This window comes from Achromobacter maghribensis (assembly GCF_057334215.1).
In genome coordinates, this window is sequence record NZ_JBHFII010000005.1 from 113,488 (window position 1) to 129,886 (window position 16,399).

At 65.6% G+C, this 16,399-nt stretch carries 12 protein-coding genes; 2 read left to right on the top strand and 10 right to left on the bottom strand.

Annotated features, from left to right (window positions below; genetic code table 11):
- From moaA to ACE039_RS02090, 8 genes are all read right to left on the bottom strand, one after another.
- Positions 1-999, bottom strand: a complete 999-nt coding sequence (moaA, locus tag ACE039_RS02055) for a GTP 3',8-cyclase MoaA (RefSeq protein WP_485821553.1) — start codon at positions 997-999, stop codon at positions 1-3.
- The gene (locus ACE039_RS02060) at positions 996-1,760 is read right to left on the bottom strand and encodes a peptidylprolyl isomerase (protein WP_485811850.1); all 765 of its coding nucleotides are present in this window, start codon (positions 1,758-1,760) and stop codon (positions 996-998) included. Before ACE039_RS02060 ends, moaA begins: the two co-directional genes overlap by 4 nt.
- A 25-nt stretch (positions 1,761-1,785) precedes the next feature.
- Positions 1,786-2,469: a respiratory nitrate reductase subunit gamma gene (gene narI, locus ACE039_RS02065; protein WP_105557214.1), complete on the bottom strand. Its 684-nt coding sequence runs from the start codon at positions 2,467-2,469 to the stop codon at positions 1,786-1,788.
- A gap of 18 nt (positions 2,470-2,487) precedes the next feature.
- Positions 2,488-3,135: a nitrate reductase molybdenum cofactor assembly chaperone gene (gene narJ / locus ACE039_RS02070; protein ID WP_313463286.1), complete on the bottom strand. Its 648-nt coding sequence runs from the start codon at positions 3,133-3,135 to the stop codon at positions 2,488-2,490.
- 14 nt (positions 3,136-3,149) lie between these two features.
- Positions 3,150-4,718 (bottom strand): nitrate reductase subunit beta, encoded by a 1,569-nt coding sequence (gene narH, locus ACE039_RS02075; protein WP_105557212.1) that lies wholly within the window; start codon positions 4,716-4,718, stop codon positions 3,150-3,152.
- Positions 4,715-8,476 carry a nitrate reductase subunit alpha gene (locus tag ACE039_RS02080; protein ID WP_485821554.1) on the bottom strand — a complete coding sequence of 1,254 codons (3,762 nt, stop codon included), beginning with the start codon at positions 8,474-8,476 and terminating at the stop codon, positions 4,715-4,717. The genes narH and ACE039_RS02080 overlap by 4 nt, the downstream gene beginning before the upstream one ends.
- A 156-nt stretch (positions 8,477-8,632) precedes the next feature.
- Positions 8,633-10,018, bottom strand: a complete 1,386-nt coding sequence (locus ACE039_RS02085) for a NarK family nitrate/nitrite MFS transporter (protein WP_485821555.1) — start codon at positions 10,016-10,018, stop codon at positions 8,633-8,635.
- A 40-nt stretch (positions 10,019-10,058) separates the two neighbouring features.
- Positions 10,059-11,330 carry an MFS transporter gene (locus ACE039_RS02090; RefSeq protein WP_448710316.1) on the bottom strand — a complete coding sequence of 424 codons (1,272 nt, stop codon included), beginning with the start codon at positions 11,328-11,330 and terminating at the stop codon, positions 10,059-10,061.
- Positions 11,331-11,544: 214 nt separating this feature from the next.
- On the opposite strand from ACE039_RS02090, the gene ACE039_RS02095 reads away from it, so the two are divergent.
- The gene (locus tag ACE039_RS02095) at positions 11,545-12,789 is read left to right on the top strand and encodes an NnrS family protein (RefSeq protein ID WP_485821556.1); all 1,245 of its coding nucleotides are present in this window, start codon (positions 11,545-11,547) and stop codon (positions 12,787-12,789) included.
- A 66-nt stretch (positions 12,790-12,855) separates the two neighbouring features.
- Here ACE039_RS02095 and ACE039_RS02100 read toward each other — a convergent pair whose 3' ends face one another.
- A complete protein-coding gene (locus tag ACE039_RS02100; protein WP_485821557.1) occupies positions 12,856-13,824 on the bottom strand; it encodes a molecular chaperone DnaJ in 969 nt (322 codons plus the stop codon).
- 58 nt (positions 13,825-13,882) lie between these two features.
- Positions 13,883-15,055: a GGDEF domain-containing protein gene (locus tag ACE039_RS02105; RefSeq protein WP_485821558.1), complete on the bottom strand. Its 1,173-nt coding sequence runs from the start codon at positions 15,053-15,055 to the stop codon at positions 13,883-13,885.
- 172 nt (positions 15,056-15,227) lie between these two features.
- On the opposite strand from ACE039_RS02105, the gene ACE039_RS02110 reads away from it, so the two are divergent.
- On the top strand, positions 15,228-16,394 hold the full coding sequence (locus tag ACE039_RS02110) for an efflux RND transporter periplasmic adaptor subunit (protein WP_485821559.1): 1,167 nt from the start codon (positions 15,228-15,230) through the stop codon (positions 16,392-16,394).
- Positions 16,395-16,399 lie beyond the last annotated feature (5 nt).

Below are 16,399 nucleotides of genomic sequence, written 5' to 3' on the forward strand. Positions count from 1 at the left end.
TCAGCCCCCCGTCTGCGCCATGAACCGGACGATGCGCTCGGGGCGGGTAACGAAATCGTGGCGTTCCGGCTTGGCGGCGATGCCCGCCAGAATCGCCCGAGTCAGTTGGGCGTCGCTGGCCCCGCTACGCAGCAGCCGGCCCAGCGGCACCTGGGCTTCCTGCCCCAGACACAGGTATAGCGTGCCGTCCACGCCCAGGCGAACGCGGTTGCAAGCGGCGCAGAAATGACGCGACATGGGGGTAATCACGCCCAGCACCGGCGCGCCCTCGCCCGCTGTCCAGTACCGTGCCGGGCCGGTTCCCGACCCGGCCAGGGACGGCACCAGCCCGGCGTCCGCCGCCAGGCGTGCGCCCAGCGCGTTCAAGTCCGTATGCGTGAAGCCCCGGCCGCATTCGCCCATCGGCATGGGCTCGATCAGGCGCAGCACGAACCCTTGTTCGACCGCATAGTCCAGCAAACGCCGAACGTCGTCTTCCGGCGTCGCGGCATGCACGACGCTGTTCAGCTTGATGGGAGAAAAGCCCGCTTGCCGCGCCGCGGCCAACCCCGCCAGCACCGAATCCAGGCAATCCCGGCCAGTGATCCGGTTGAAGGCGGCGGCATCCAGTGTGTCCAGGCTGATGTTCAGCCGGGTCACGCCAGCGGCGCGCAGCGCTTCGGCATGGCGCACCAATTGCGTGCCGTTGGTGGAGACGGACAGGTCGGCCAGCCCCGGCATCGCGGCGATGTCTCGCGCCAGATCGGCCACGCCCCGGCGCAGCAGCGGTTCGCCCCCCGTGAGCCGGACCTTGCGGATGCCCAGGCCCACGAACACGCCGACCAGCCGCGCCATTTCATCATGGCGCAGCCAGTTGGCCGGCGTCTCGAAGCCCTTGAAATCCTTCGGCAGGCAGTAGCTGCAACGCAAATCGCAGCGGTCGGTGACGGAAACGCGCAGGTAGTCGATCCGGCGTCCGAAGCCGTCTGTCAGAGGTCCGGCAGCGGGCTCGTCCATCATGCGGCGCTCCCGCCGTAGACGCGTTCGGGTTCACCGCCTGCGGCAAGATCAACACCCTGGACGTCGGCGCGCTCGACCAGCAGCTTGGTGTACTGCCGCCAGGCCGTGTCGCGGCTCATCGAAGTCAGCGCCATGGCGATCTGCTGCGCCACGTGCTCATACGGCAACAGCCGGCCTTCGATGCGGCGCGTCACCCGGACGATGTGCAGGCCGTGCCGGGTTTGCAGCAACTGCGGCAGCAATCCGCCCGAGGGCAGCGCGAAGACGGCGCGTTCGAACTCCGGCACGGTGTCGCCGCGGCCCAGCTGGCCCAGGTTGCCGCCCACCGTCGCCGACGGGCAGTTGGACTGTTCGCGCGCCACCTCGGCGAAGCGCGAAGGATCGGCCAGCAATTCCTGCAGCACCACGTTGGCGTGGGCGCGCAGCATGTCCAGGTTCACGCTGGGCGTGACCTGGAACAGGATGTGGTCGGCTTCGACCAGTTCGCCCACCATGAAACGTTGCGGGTGCATCTGATAGAAGCGGCGGCAGGCGGCGTCGTCCGCCTGGGGGGCTGGCGCCTGTGCCGCGAGCAAGGCGCTGATAGCGCCCTCTTCGTCTTCGGCGGCCAGCCCGAGCCGGCCGGCTTCGTCCAGCAGCACCCGGCGCAAGACAAGCGCGGTGACCGCGTGGCGCATCGGATTGTCGGCTTCCGCGTGTAGCGGCAGTTCACGTTCCAGATCTGCGTCGTTCAGTTCGACGCCATTCACAATGACAGGCATGTTCGTCTCCTGGGTACGTGTCGATTCAGCGCGGACGGACCAACTGCCACGCGCGGCCCAGATAGCCCAGCGAGGCGAAGCCGCTCCAGACGTGCACCAGGCGCGTGAACGGGAAGATCACGAACAGCGTCAGGCCCATGAACAGGTGCATCTTGAACAGCAGCGGCACATCGGCGACATGGCTGGCGGCGTCGCCCTGGAAGGTGACAATGTGCTGCGCCCAGGTCATCAGGCGCACCATCATTTCGCCGTCCATGTGGCCAGCCGACAGCACGATGGTCGACAGGCCCAGCAGCAAGGTGACAAGGATCCACAACAGCAGCAGCTTGTCGCCGGGACGGGTCGTGCGGGCAATGCGCGGATCAGTCAGGCGGCGGTGGATCAGGATCAACAACCCGATCAGGCAGAGGCCGCCCATGATGCCGCCAGCCGCCATGGCGACCGCCTGCTTCAGCGTGTGCGAGACGCCCAGGGTGTCCCACACCACGACAGGCGTCAGCAGCCCGGCCAGATGGCCGAAGAACAGCCCAAGGATGCCGACGTGGAACAGGATGTTCCCCAGCCGCAACTGGCCGCGGTGCAGCAGTTGCGAGCTGTCTGTCTTCCAGGTGTATTGCTCGCGCTCGAAGCGCGCCAGGCTGCCCAGCAGGAAGACCGTCAGCGCAATATAGGGATAGATGCCAAAGAGAAACTGATTCAGGGAATTCATGATGCGTCGTCCTGAGCATTAATGGGCGGCCGGCGCCCGGGGGTAGAAGCGCAGGGCTTGCGCGCCATCGCCCGAGAACGGCCGCAGCAGCGGTTCAACGCCGTCCTGGCTGACGCCGAAGGTCTCCATGGCATCGTCCATGTCGCGCACGGGCGGCGCCGTCTGTTCGCGCGGGGTCACGGTGGACTGGGCGCGCAGCACCGCGAAGATCCCTGCGTAGGGGCTGTCGCCTTTGGCCAGCCGAGCGCCGATGGCGGCCAGCACGTGGATCGCCTCATCGAGCAGTTCCTGCGCCTCGTCCGGTTCGATGACGCCCAGGAACTCCAGGAACAACGGGACATGGTCCGGCAGCTCGGATACGATGGGTTCGAAGCCGTGGCCGCGGTAAGTCTCCAACAGGTCGACCATGGCCTGGCCGCGGTCGCGGCTTTCGCCGTGCACGTGTTCAAACAAGTGCAGCGAATGCGAGCGGTTGCGGTCGAACGTGGCCACATAGTTCTCCTGCACGGCGATCAGGCCGTTGGTGGCCAGGTAGGCGATCAACGGCTGCAGGGCTTCCTCGGCGTCGGGATCGGCGGCAAGCGCCGTTTCCACTTCGCCCAGGGCGTCCAGCAGGTCGGGCTCGGGATAGCTGAGCAAAGCGGAAAGCAAACGGTACAGGTTCATGAAGTTCTCCTTTCCTAGCGCGCCACGGCGGCTTTCTTGCGGGATTTCGGCATCTCGATGAAGATCTCGCTGCCTTCAGGCTTGCGTCCGAACAAGGTGCCTTCGGACACGCCGCCCGAGCAGCCATTGCCGAATGTGAACCCGCAACTGCCCTTCTCGTTGAAACTGTCTTCCACCACTTCCTTATGGCTGCTAGGCACGACGAAACGGTCCTCGTAGTCGGCAATGGCCATGATCTTGTACATGTCCTGCACGGTGGCTTCGGTCAGGCCCACCTGCTCCAGCAAGGCGGTGTCGCGTTCGCCGTGCACGGTTTCCGAGCGCTTGTAGGCGCGCATGGCGAGCATGCGCTCCAGGGCTTGCAGCACCGGCGCTTCCTTGCCCGCCGTCAGCAGGTTGGCCAGGTAACGCACCGGAATGCGCAGGCTGGACACGTCCGGAATCATGGCGCTCTTGCCCACGGTGCGCTGAGGCATCTTGCCGGCCTCCGCCGCCGTCTGGATGGGCGACAACGGCGGGATGTACCAGACCATCGGCAACGTGCGGTATTCCGGGTGCAGCGGGAAGGCAACGCGCCATTGCACCGCCATCTTGTAGACGGGCGATTGGCGCGCGGCTTCCAGCCACGATTCGGGAATGCCCTGTTCGCGGGCAGCGGCGATCACTTCCGGCGAATGCGGGTCCAGGAACAGGTCCAGCTGCGATTCGTACAGGTCTTGCTCGTCGGCGGTGGCCGCCGCGCGCTCGATCTGGTCGGCGTCGTACAACATGACGCCCAGGTAGCGGATGCGGCCCACGCAGGTTTCCGAGCAGACGGTCGGCTGGCCCGCTTCGATGCGTGGGTAGCAGAAGGTGCACTTCTCGGCCTTGCCGCTGCTCCAGTTGTAGTAGATCTTCTTGTACGGGCAGCCCGAGATGCACATGCGCCACCCGCGGCATTTGTCCTGGTCCACCAGCACGATGCCGTCGTCTTCGCGCTTATAGATCGAGCCGGACGGGCAGCTGGCGACACAGGCCGGATTCAGGCAGTGTTCGCACAGGCGCGGCAGGTACATCATGAAGGTGTTCTCGAACGTCGAGTACATCTCTTTCTGCACGCCTTCGAAAAGCGCGTCCCGGCTGCGCGAACTGAACTCGCCGCCCAGATCGTCTTCCCAGTTCGGACCCCATTGGATTTTCTCCATCTTCTTGCCCGTCAGCACCGAAATCGGGCGCGCGGTGGGCGGGGTCTGCAGCAAAGGGGCGTTCTGCAGGTGCTCGTAGTCGAACGTGAAGGGTTCGTAGTAGTCGTCGATGGCCGGCAGGTTCGGGTTGGCGAACAGGTTGGCCAGGATGCGCAGCTTGCCGCCCTGGCGCGGTTCCAGCTTGCCGGCGGCGGTGCGCTTCCAGCCGCCCTTCCACTTGTCCTGGTTCTCCCATTCCTTGGGATAGCCGATGCCGGGCTTGGTCTCGACGTTGTTGAACCAGGCGTATTCGACGCCATCGCGGCTGGTCCACACGTTCTTGCAGGTCACCGAGCAAGTGTGGCAGCCGATGCACTTGTCCAGGTTCAGCACCATGCCGATTTGAGCGCGTATCCTCATGATTGCTTCTCTTTTTGTTGCGTTGCTTCCGTGGCAGGGGCTTCAACAAGCGGGCCATCCAGCCAGTCCACTTTCTTCATCTTGCGCAGCACCACGAATTCGTCGCGGTTGGCGCCGACCGTGCCGTAGTAGTTGAAACCGTAGGCCTGCTGCGCGTAGCCGCCGATCATGTGCGTGGGCTTTAGCACCGTGCGCGTGACCGAGTTGTGGATACCACCGCGCTTGCCGCTGGTTTCGGCGCCAGGCACGTTCACGATCTTTTCCTGCGCGTGATACATCAGGCACATGCCCACCGGCACGCGCTGGCTTACCACCACCCGCGCGGTCAAGGTACCGTTGACGTTGAAGACTTCCACCCAGTCGTTGTCGACCAGCCCGGCCTGCTTGGCTTCGGTTTCCGACACCCACACGTGGGGGCCGCCGCGGCTGAGCGTCAACATCCGGAGGTTGTCCGAGTACGTGCTGTGGATGCCCCACTTCTGGTGCGGCGTCAGCCAGTTCAGGACCAGTTCCTTTTCGCCGTTCGGGTAGCGGCCCAGCATGGGCGCGACCGTCTTGGTGTCGATGGCCGGCTTGTACACGCAGGAACCCTCACCAAAATCCAGCATCCAGCGATGGTCCTGGTAGAACTGCTGGCGGCCGGTCAGCGTGCGCCACGGAATCAGTTCGTGCACGTTGGTATAACCGGCGTTGTAGCTGACCTCTTCGCTTTCCAGGCCCGACCACGTCGGCGCGGAAATGATCTTGCGCGGCTGCGCCTGGACATCGCGAAAGCGGATCTTGTCGTGCTCGCGGCCGGCGGCCAGATGCGTGTGTTCGCGTCCGGTGATCTTGCCCAGCGCTTCCCAGGCCTTTACCGACACGTGACCGTTGGTCTCGGGCGCGAAGGTCAGGATCATTTCGGCGGCGTCGATGGCGGTGTCCAGGCGCGGTCGGCCCTGGCTGACACCAGCTTCGGCCACGCTTTCATTGATGCCGGCCAACTCGCGCACTTCGTGCTCGGTGTTCCAGTTGATGCCCTTGCCGCCGTTGCCCAGCTTGTCCAGCAAGGGGCCGACGGACGTGAACTTGCGGTAGATGTCGTTGTAGTCGCGTTCGACCACGGTCATGGACGGCGCGGTCTTGCCCGGCACCAGGTCGCACTCGCCCAGTTTCCAGTCCTTGGGCTCGAAGGCCTGGCCCAGTTCCCCCGGCGTGTCGTGCATCAGCGGCGTCAGCACCAGGTCGCGGCGCTTGCCCAGGTAGGGCCCGCCGATCTCGCTGAACTTCTTGGCCAGCAGCTTGTAGATCTCCCAGTCGGTCTTGCTTTCCCACAGCGGTTGCACCGCTTCGCTCAAGGGGTGGATGAACGGGTGCATGTCGGACGTGTTCAGATCGTCCTTTTCATACCAGGTGGCCGTCGGCAGCACGATGTCGCCATACAGGCAGGTGGTGCTCATGCGGAAGTCCAGCACGGTCAGCAGGTCAAGCTTGCCTTCGGCGGCATCGTCCTGGAACGTCACTTCCGTGGGTTTGATCGCGTCGCCCTCGTCGCCGAACACCGCGTTCTGCGTGCCCAGGAGGTACTTCAGGAAGTACTCGTGGCCCTTGCCGCTGGAACCCAGGATGTTGGAACGCCAGACGAACATGTTGCGCGGGAAGTTGGCCGGATCGTCCGGGTCTTCGCACGACATGCGCAGCGCCCCGGATTTCAGTTGCTCGACCGCATGTGCCACGGGGTCGACGCCGGCGGCTTCGGCCTGGGCCACCACGTCCAGCGGATTGGTGCGCAGTTGCGGCGCCGACGGCAGCCAGCCCATGCGCTCGGCGCGGGCGTTCAGGTCGATCATGCTGAGGTCGCCATACTTGGCGCGGTCGGCGGTCGGCCCCAGGATTTCCTGCACATTCAGCTTTTCATGACGCCACTGGCTGGTGTGCGCATAGAAGAAGGACGTGCCGTTCATCTGGCGCGGCGGGCGCACCCAGTCCGAGCCGAACGCCAGGGGCGCCCAACCGAACTGCGGACGCAGCTTTTCCTGGCCCACATAGTGGGCCCAGCCGCCCCCGCTTTTTCCGACGCAGCCGCACATCATCAGCATGTTGATGATGCCGCGGTAGATCATGTCCATGTGGTACCAGTGATTCAGGCCGGCGCCCACGATCACCATCGACTTGCCTTCGGTATCGTGCGCGTTCTGCGCGAATTCACGCGCCACCTGGATCACCTGCGCGCGCGGCACGCCAGTGTGCTTTTCCTGCCACGCGGGCGTATAGGGCACGTCGTCGTCGAAGGACGACGCGACGTTGCCGCCGCCCAGCCCGCGGTCCAGCCCGTAGTTGGCCATTTGCAGGTCGTACACGGTGGCAACCAGCGCGTCCGTGCCGTCGGCCAGGCGGATGCGGCGGGCCGGCACGTTGCGCACCAGCAGTTCGTCGTGTTCGCTGCCAAAGTACGGGAAGCCCACGCCGACCACATCGCTGCCAGCGCCGACCAGGCTCAGGGCCGGCTCGATCTCGCGCCCATTGCCGCCGTCCCTGGATTCCAGGTTCCAGCGTCCGACCTTTTCACCGCCGTTGACGGCGCCTTCGCCCCAGCGGAAGCCGATGCTGCCGTTGGGCGCCACCAGGTCGCCGCTGCGCGCGTCCAGCACCAGCGTCTTCCAATCGGGGTTGTTCTGCTCGCCCAGCGCGCCATCCAGGTGCGAGGCACGCAGGAAATGGTCGGGCGCATAAAAGCCATCGCGCTCCTTCAGCAGGACCAGCATCGGCATGTCGGTATAGCGGCGCACGTAATCCTGGAAGTACGGCGACGGGTTCGCCGACAGGTGAAATTCCTTCAGGATCACGTGGCCCATGGCCATCGCCAGCGCCGCATCGGTGCCCTGCTTGGGCGCCAGCCAGATATCGCCGAACTTGACCATTTCGCCAAAATCGCTGGATACGGCCACCGTCTTGGTGCCCTTGTAGCGAACCTCGGTGTAGAAGTGGGCGTCGGGCGTGCGGGTCTGGGGCACGTTCGAGCCCCACACCATCAGATAGGTCGAGTTGTACCAGTCGGCCGATTCCGGCACGTCGGTCTGTTCGCCCCAGACCTGCGGGCTGGCAGGCGGCAGGTCGCAGTACCAGTCGTAGAAGCTCAGGCACGCGCCGCCCAGCAGGCTCAGGTAGCGCGCGCCGGCGGCATAGCTGACCATGGACATGGCCGGGATGGGCGAAAAGCCGATCACGCGGTCCGGGCCGTATTTCTTGATGGTCAGCGCGTTGGCGGCGGCGATGATCTCGGTGGCCGTATCCCAATCGGCGCGCACGAAGCCGCCCAGGCCGCGAATGGCCTTGTAGCGCTTGGCGCGAACGGGGTCCTGGCTGATCCATTCCCAGGCGGCGATGGGGTCCATGGTCTTGCGCGCCTCGCGCCACATTTCCATCAGGCGGCCCCGGATCATCGGGTACTTCACCCGCTGCGCCGAATACACGTACCAGCTGTAAGAGGCGCCCCGGGGACAGCCGCGGGGTTCGTGGTTAGGCAGGTCGGGACGCGTGCGCGGATAGTCCGTCTGCTGGGTTTCCCAGGTGATCAGACCATTCTTGACGTAGACCTTCCACGAACACGACCCCGTGCAGTTCACGCCGTGAGTCGAACGCACGACCTTGTCGTGCTGCCAACGGGAGCGATAGGCGTTTTCCCACTTGCGGTCTTCGTTGACCGTTTCGCCGTGGCCGTTCGCGAAGGTGGACTTCACCCGCGACATGAACTTCAGCCGGTCCAGAAAATGACTCATTGTGTTTCTCCAAGAACGCCGGCCTGGCCGGCGCGTACTGCGATCAATGCCGTTGAAACCACTTTAGGCGCGGCGCTGTCCCCCGACCATTCGCCAGTGGCACAGGCCGGGCGCGGCAAAGTGACTAGTCACCCCGGCCGCGCGCGCGGCGCGCGCTCAGCAAGGCACCGGCGCGTTGCGGCGCGCGTAGAACCACCAGGTGATCAGCATGCAAGTGGCGTAGAAGCCGATGAAGCAATACAGCGCAGCCTGCACACCGCCCGTCATTTCCAGAGAAGTGCCGAAGCTGCGCGGGATGAAAAAGCCGCCGTAGGCGCCGATGGCCCCGGAAAAGCCCAGCACGGCGGCGGATTCCTTGGCCGCTTCGCTCATGGCCTGCTTCTGGCCCGCCGCGCCCTTGCCTTCTGCCGCCTGCGTGCGTTCGCGCAGGAAGATCACGGGGATCATGCGGAACGTGGATCCGTTGCCCAGGCCGGTCAGCGCGAACAGCACGATGAACATGGCCAGAAAGCCGTTGAAATCGCCGCCCTGCCCGCCCACGGGCAGGAACATCACCACGCCCAGCACCGCGGCGATCATGCCGGCGAAGGTGAACAGCGTGACGCGCGCGCCGCCCAGCTTGTCGGACACCCAGCCGCCCACGGGGCGCGTCAGCGAACCCACCAGCGGGCCGAGAAACGCGTAGGTCATGGGATTGACCTGCGGGAACAGCGTTTTGGTCAGCATGGCGAAACCCGCCGAGAAGCCGATGAACGAACCGAAGGTGCCCACGTACAGCCAGCACATCAACCAGTTGTGCTTGCGTTTGAAAATCACGGCCTGGTCGGCGAAGGACGCGCGCGCGTCGGCGATGTCGTTCATGCCGAACCACGCGGCGATGGCCGCGATGGCGATGGGGATCACCCAGATGAAGCCGGCGTTCTGCAGCCACAGGTTCTGCTGCGCGCCGTTGACGGTGATTTCCTGCGGCGCGCCGCCAGCAACACCGAAGATGCCCACCGAGATCACCACCGGCACCACGAACTGCACCAGCGATACGCCCAGATTGCCGATGCCGGCGTTCAGCCCCGTGGCCAAGCCCTTTTTTTCCTTGGGGAAGAAGAAGCTGATGTTGGCCATGCTGGAACTGAAGTTGCCGCCGCCCAGGCCGCACAGCAGCGCCAGGATCAGCAGCGTGGGAAACGAGGTGGTCGGGTCGCGCAGCGCGAACCCCATGCCCAATGCCGGAATCAGCAACGAGGCCGTGGAGATGGCCGTCCATTTACGGCCGCCAAAAACCGGCACCAGGAAGGAATAGAAAATGCGCAGCGTGGCGCCAGACAACGCGGGCAGCGCGGTCAGCCAGAACAGCTGGTTCTTGGACAGCATGAAGCCGGCGCGGTCCAGGTTGACCACCACCACGCTCCACAGCATCCAGATGCTGAACGCCAGCATCAGCGCCGGAATGGAGATCCAGAGATTGCGGTTGGCGACGCGCGCGCCGGTCTGCTTCCAGAAGCCGGGATTATCCGGCTCCCAACGCGATAGGACTTGAGTGGACATGATGAAGGCTCTCTTTAGGTGGAAGGGGTCGAGCGCGGGCTCAAGCGGTTTGCTTGCGAACGGCCGCCGAGGCGCTGGCCGCGCTTTCCGGCCGGAAACTGAAGTGCATGAAGACCAGCGATACGCAGACCGTGCCGTACAGCAGCATGAAAGCGCTGGAGCGCACGCCGGTCAGGTCCAGCAGCACGCCGAACAGGATGGGCAGGATGAAGCCGCCCAGGCCGCCCGCCAGGCCGACAATGCCGGACACGGCGCCGATGTTTTCGCCGAACTCATCCGAGATGAACTTGAAGACCGACGCCTTGCCGATCGCCATGGCGATGCCGACGATGAACAGCAGCACGGTGAACGAGACGGGTCCCAGCGCGATGCCGAAGCTGCGCGGGCCATTGGCCGTCATGATGGTGAATTCGGTTTGCGGATAGCTCAGCAGGAAGAACGCCACCCAGCACACCCACATCACCCACCATGTGGTCTTGTAGGCGCCGTGGCGGTCCGAGATCCAGCCGCCCAACGCCCGCAGCACGCCGCCGGGCAACGAGAAGCAGGCGGCCAATAACGCGGCCAGCTTCATGTCGAAGCCGTATTCGCCGATGTAGTACTTGGTCATCCACAGCGCCAGCGCGACATACCCGCCGAACACCACCGAGTAGTACTGGCAGTAGCGCCAGACGCGCGGGTCCTTCAGCATGGCGAACTGCGCGGACAGGGTCGCGCCGCGCGTGACGCGGTGGGCGGGGTCCGACGCGGAGAACATCCAGAACAGCACGGCGGTGACCAGCAACGCCACGGCATACACCTGGGGCACGATGACCCAGGCACCGCCAGCGGCCGCGATCAGCGCCGGCGCCACGAACTTGGTGATGGCCGACCCGGAGTTGCCCGCGCCGAACACGCCCATCGCCAAGCCTTGCTTGCTGCGCGGGAACCAGCGCGCCACGTAAGGCGTGCCGACCGAGAACGAGCCGCCCGTCAGGCCGACGAACAAGGCCAGCACCAGGAAGTGCCAGTACTCGGTGGCATAGGACAGCAGCCAGATCGGCACGACCGCCAGCAGCATCAGGATGAAGAACACCGGGCGGCCGCCATAGCGGTCGGTCCAGATGCCCAACGGCACCCGCACCAGCGACCCCGTCAGGACCGGCATGGCGGCCAAGAGGCCGAACTGGGTTTCGGACAGGCCCAACTGGGCCTTGATGGGAATGCCCAGCACCGCGAAGATCATCCAGACCGCGAAACAGATGGTGAAGGCGAATGTGCTGGAAATCAGGACCCGCATCGGCCTGCCGGACGGGGAAGTTGCTGCTGTCATGGTTATTCTCGCTTGGCTCACTGATACAGGCCCTAGCCTAGGGACCGGCCGCCCTCGCCGCCATTCGCCGGCTGACCATCCGGCCCCTGCCAATGTGCCTAGTCACCGCTGGGTTCCCGGGCGGGTTTGCGTTGCGTCAAACAATCACGCTGGTGACCGCGCGGCCTCGGTATTAATATGTATTTTCAATACACCTTAAACACCGCAGACCGCCATGCCTCCGCTGATGACCATCGACGAACCCGCTCCGGCCGCCCGGCCGCCCCGCCCCCAATGGCGCGCCTTCACCGAAATGGGGTTTCGCCCGCTGTACCTGGCGGGCTGCTTCTGGGCGCTGGCGTCCGTGTGGTTGTGGGTACACGCCCCGGCGCGCATCACCGGCGTCATGGGCGGCATGTACTGGCATGCGCACGAGATGCTGTGGGGCTTTGTCGCCACCATCGGCGTGGGCTTTCTGCTGACGGCGGGCGCCAACTGGACGGGCAAGAACCCGTTGCGCGGCAATGCGCTGGCTGCACTGTGCCTGCTGTGGATCGTGGCGCGCGCGGGCTACCTGATGCCGGGCCGGCCGGCGTTCGTGGTGGCCGCCGCCGCCGATCTGGGGTTCTTCCTGTGGGGCGCCGCCGCCTTGGGCCGCGCCGTCTGGGTCACGCGCAATCAGCGCAACGCGGGCGTACCTTTCCTGCTGCTGGGGCTGGCGGCCGCCAACGCGATGTACCTGTGGGCCGTCGTGCAGGGCGACTATCTGGCCGTGATGCGTTATTTCAACGCGGGCCTGCTGTGCATGGCGGTGCTGACGCTGCTGATCGCGCGCCGCGTCCTGCCGTTTTTCGCCAAGCGCGCAGTGGCCGGGCTGGACATTCCGCCGCACACGCGCAGCGGCCACTGGCAACTGGCCCTGGGCGTGGCCGCTATCGTCTGCCTCGTCGTCGGCGCGCCGCGCACGGCGTCGTTGGCGCTGGCGGCAACGGGGCTGATCGCGCTGGCGCAATGGGTATCGTGGAAACCCTGGGCCGTGCGCCGCGTGCCGCTGCTATGGATTCTGTATGCCGGGTATCTGGGGGTGGGGATCGGCCTGCTGGTGGGCGCCGCGCACCTGGCCGGCTATGTCGTGCGCGCCGCCTGGCCCGCCCATGTGGTCGGCGTGGCCGGCTTTGCGGTGCTGATCCTGGGCATGGTCACCCGTACCGCCCTGGGCCACCTGGGCCGGCCGCTGCAAACCGACCGCAGCATGGTGACCAGCTACGCCCTGATGATCCTGGCGGCGCTGCTGCGCCTGGCTGCCCTGCTGCCCACCGCCGCTTCCGTCGGCTTCCTGCACGCGTCGACCACGGCTTGGGTGCTGGCCCTGGGGCTATACCTGTGGCGCTTCTTCCCGATGATGATCCGGCCACGCGCCGACGCCGCCAAGCCGGCGGCGCCCGTCATGCGCGTGGTGCCGGTGGCTCGGCGCACGTAGCACCCGCGGCGCGGGCGCCGACAGGGCCGCGCGTCTGACGCGCAGCCCTGTCGGCGCCCGGCAGCTTCAGTCGCGGCCCGCCCGGCCTTCCCGGCGCTCGATGGCCTCGACTTCACGCTTCATCGCCTTGAGCCAGGACTTGAGCGCCCCCTGGTCCGAAAACTGCATGACCTCGTGTTCGAGTTCGCTGATGTATTCCTTGATGTCGACGATATCGGCGTCCAGATCCTCTATCACCGTTTCCGGATCGAACGAGGCGAAGGGATCCAGGTCGTAGCGCAGCTTGAAACCCGCTTCCGCATACGTGGACTGGTGCAGCACTTCGTCCAGCTGGGCTTGCAGGATGGCGTTGAGCTGCGGCAGGCGCGCATCGTCGATGTCGCCGGCGGTGTCCACATCGGCCTGAAGGTCCGGATTCCGTGCGGCCTGGCTGGCGCGCTCGCGCTCGGCGTCTTGCAGCGCTTGCCATGCCACCGCGTTCGGCGTGGTGGTCCGGGTGGCCAGGCGCGCCAACGCCAGGAGTTCCTCGGCCTCGTCGTCTTCGTATTGGTCCTGGATGCGCAGCAGCAGTTGCGCCGGCGACCAGGCGGCCGGATCGGCGTCCGGATCCAGGCCTAGCGCATCGGCCAGCTCGACCTTGGCATCTTCGGTCTCTTCGGCCACGTCCGCGTCGTAGTCGGAGCCACCATGTTTTTTATAAAGCGTCTTGAGCCGGCCGGTGTCGCAGCCCGCCGGCAGCGCGCCCTTGGCGGCCAATTGCAGCAGTTCTTCCGAAAACTCCACCACCAGTTCAGACACGAATTCGCGTTCCGACTTGGACAGCCCCATGTTCTTGTACGCATGATCGAAACACAGCACCAGCTTCATGCGCAGCTCATGCAGTTGTTGTTCCAGCGGCACCAGCCCTTCGGCGTACTTCTGCCGGTAATCCGCCTCAACGGCCTGCCATTGCCCCAAGCGGGCGCGTTCGGTCTCCAGCCTTGCCTGAAGGCGGTCGAACAACTGCCGCGGACTTTCGAGGGAATGCTCGCCCATGAACCTGCTCCTTGCTGATCGGGTATTGAAAACAGCCGCCACTATAACGACACGCGGGTCAGGCGGCGGCGGAACTGGCCGGCAAGCGCGCCAATTCGACGCGGTCGCCGCCCAGCGCCTTGGCGTGGTACAGCGCGCGATCGGCCTGGGCCAGCCCGGCAGCCAGCGCAGGTGCGTCGCCGTCGAACTGGGCCAGGCCGACGCTGACCGTGGCCCGCACGCCGACGCCCAAGGCCGGATCCGCCACGGTTTCGGCGAAGCGCCTGACGATTGTCTCGGCCAACAGATGCGCGCGCCGCGCATCGTCGCCCGACAACAGGCATGCGAACTCTTCGCCGCCGATCCGGGCCAGCACGGCGCCGGGCCCGACAGCGCCCTGGGCCACGCCCGCGAACGAGGTCAGCACCTTGTCGCCCGTTTCATGGCCATGCAGGTCGTTGATGGCTTTGAAGTGGTCAAGGTCGAACGCCAAAATGGAAACGCAGCCATGCCCGGCGGTGCCGATGACGCGCGCGCCCTGCTCGAAAAACCACCTGCGGTTTCCCAGCCGGGTCAGATAATCCGTCTGGGATTCCTGCAGCAGCTGGCCGTGGGTTTCTTCGCGGATCAGTTTCAGCAGCGTCATCGGCAAAATGACCGAATACAACACGCCTTCGTACATCGTGATGTTGCTGGCGGCCATCAGCACCGCCTGGCCGTATTGCGCCACCATCCAGGGCAGCACGAAGGCCCTGCCCGTATACAACAGCGCATGGATGCCCGTTACCACGACGATGATCCGCCGCGGCTGTAGCGGCTGCAGCGCCCGGCACCGCAGCATCTCCAACGACGTCATGCCACTGATCAGCGCGATCGGCACCGCGCTGGCATAGGCCCACACCACGTCCGGCCATCGCGCCCCGGCGACTGCCCACACCAGCGCCATCACGGCCAGCAAGCCCAAGGAGACCGCGCGGTACTGACGCCCGCGCAGCGACGACACCCCGTTCAGCACCAGCAGATAGCCCGCCAGCACGACAAGATTGCTGAAGGCCGCGCCGTAAGCGCCGGGCAGGTCGCGGCGGAACAGGATCAGGACGCATCCTGCTGCCAACGTCGCGAAACCGGTGCCCAGCAGACGCAGCGTCTTGCTGCGCCGTGGATGGGCCCGAAGCTCCCAGAAGATCATCCCCGCGCTGGCCAGCAGCGTTCCGATGATAAGGAGATAAAGGGTATGGAGATCGACGTACATGCCGTGAGGAAAGGCGTATTGCGCCGGTATTTCGCGGCGTCGGCCGAATTTTACGTTGAATTCCCTACCGGAACATGGCGAAAACCCCTGTTGAAATTCACCATTAATAACGCTAATCATTATTATTAATATAGAATCTCGGCTGTCCGCAACATCCTGCCTGGCAGCCCAGATGTCACTGCCCTATTCTGCGGGCCGCCCTTCCCGAACCCAGCGCCTGATCCTGATTGCCGCCGCCCTGTCGCTGGCCGTGTTGATCGGGCTTGCGTACTGGCTGATGGAAAAGGGCCCCGCCGCCCCGCGTCCGCCCGAATACGGGCAGATTCCCGTCGCCGTCAGCGTTGCCGCCGCCCGCGTGGGCCCGCTGCAGCGCGACCTCCACGCGTTGGGCACCATCACGCCGCTGGCCCAGGTGACGTTGCGCAGCCAGGTCGACGGCGAATTGATCAGGCTGCACTACACCGAAGGCCAGCCCGTCACCCGGGGCCAATTACTGGCCGAGATCGACGCCCGTCCGTATCTGGCCGCCCTGGCGGCCGCCGAAGGCGCGCTGGCGACCACCCAGGCGTTGCTGGACAACGCCCAGGCCGACTTGCAACGCTACCGCCGGCTGGCGCGCCAGGAATCCGTCGCGGGCCAGCAACTGGACACCGCGGAAGCCCAGGTGCGCGCGTACACGGCGCAGCGGCAGCTGAACCACGCCCAGGTCGCCGATGCCGAGCGCCTGCTGTCCCACACCCGGATTGTGGCGCCGCAGGACGGCCGCATCGGGCTGCGCCGCGTCGACGCCGGCAATCACGTGCGCGCCGACGACGCCAACGGCCTGACGACGTTGGTGCAGACCATGCCGATTTCCGCGATTTTCAGCATTTCCGAAACCCGGCTGGACATCCTGCGCCGCGCCCAGGCCAAGACGGCAGTCCTTCGCGTACAGGCCTGGGACGCGGATGACCGCCGCATCCTGGCCGAAGGCACACTGGAAGCGCTGGACAACCGTATCCAGGCGGCCAGCGGCACCGTCCGGCTGCGCGCCCGCTTCGACAACGCCGACGAATCGCTGTTTCCCAACCAGTTCGTGAACATCCGGCTGGCCGTCGTGCAGCAGGACAACGTCGTCACCATCCCCTCTGCCGCCGTGCAGTACGGCACCGAGGGCGCTTTCGTCTTTGTCATCGACGACGCCCAGCGCGCCGCGCGCCGGGTCCTTCAACTGGGGTCCGCCAACGCCGGCCGCGTGGTCGTGGAAAGCGGCCTGACCGCTTCCGAGCGCGTCGTGGTCGAAGGCGTGGACCGCCTGCACGACGGACGCGAAGTCCAGATCGTCGAGTCCCTTACCTGAATCGC

What these genes read in the sequence shown, in the direction of transcription:
- ACE039_RS02060 (WP_485811850.1), bottom strand. Translation starts at nt 1,760, where the DNA reads ATGCCTGTCATTGTGAATGGCGTCGAACTGAACGACGCAGATCTGGAA.
- ACE039_RS02090 (WP_448710316.1), bottom strand. Translation starts at nt 11,330, where the DNA reads ATGACAGCAGCAACTTCCCCGTCCGGCAGGCCGATGCGGGTCCTGATT.
- narH (WP_105557212.1), bottom strand. Translation starts at nt 4,718, where the DNA reads ATGAGGATACGCGCTCAAATCGGCATGGTGCTGAACCTGGACAAGTGC.
- ACE039_RS02095 (WP_485821556.1), top strand. Translation starts at nt 11,545, where the DNA reads ATGCCTCCGCTGATGACCATCGACGAACCCGCTCCGGCCGCCCGGCCG.
- ACE039_RS02105 (WP_485821558.1), bottom strand. Translation starts at nt 15,055, where the DNA reads ATGTACGTCGATCTCCATACCCTTTATCTCCTTATCATCGGAACGCTG.
- ACE039_RS02100 (WP_485821557.1), bottom strand. Translation starts at nt 13,824, where the DNA reads ATGGGCGAGCATTCCCTCGAAAGTCCGCGGCAGTTGTTCGACCGCCTT.
- narJ (WP_313463286.1), bottom strand. Translation starts at nt 3,135, where the DNA reads ATGAACCTGTACCGTTTGCTTTCCGCTTTGCTCAGCTATCCCGAGCCC.
- narI (WP_105557214.1), bottom strand. Translation starts at nt 2,469, where the DNA reads ATGAATTCCCTGAATCAGTTTCTCTTTGGCATCTATCCCTATATTGCG.
- ACE039_RS02085 (WP_485821555.1), bottom strand. Translation starts at nt 10,018, where the DNA reads ATGTCCACTCAAGTCCTATCGCGTTGGGAGCCGGATAATCCCGGCTTC.
- moaA (WP_485821553.1), bottom strand. Translation starts at nt 999, where the DNA reads ATGATGGACGAGCCCGCTGCCGGACCTCTGACAGACGGCTTCGGACGC.
- ACE039_RS02080 (WP_485821554.1), bottom strand. Translation starts at nt 8,476, where the DNA reads ATGAGTCATTTTCTGGACCGGCTGAAGTTCATGTCGCGGGTGAAGTCC.
- ACE039_RS02110 (WP_485821559.1), top strand. Translation starts at nt 15,228, where the DNA reads ATGTCACTGCCCTATTCTGCGGGCCGCCCTTCCCGAACCCAGCGCCTG.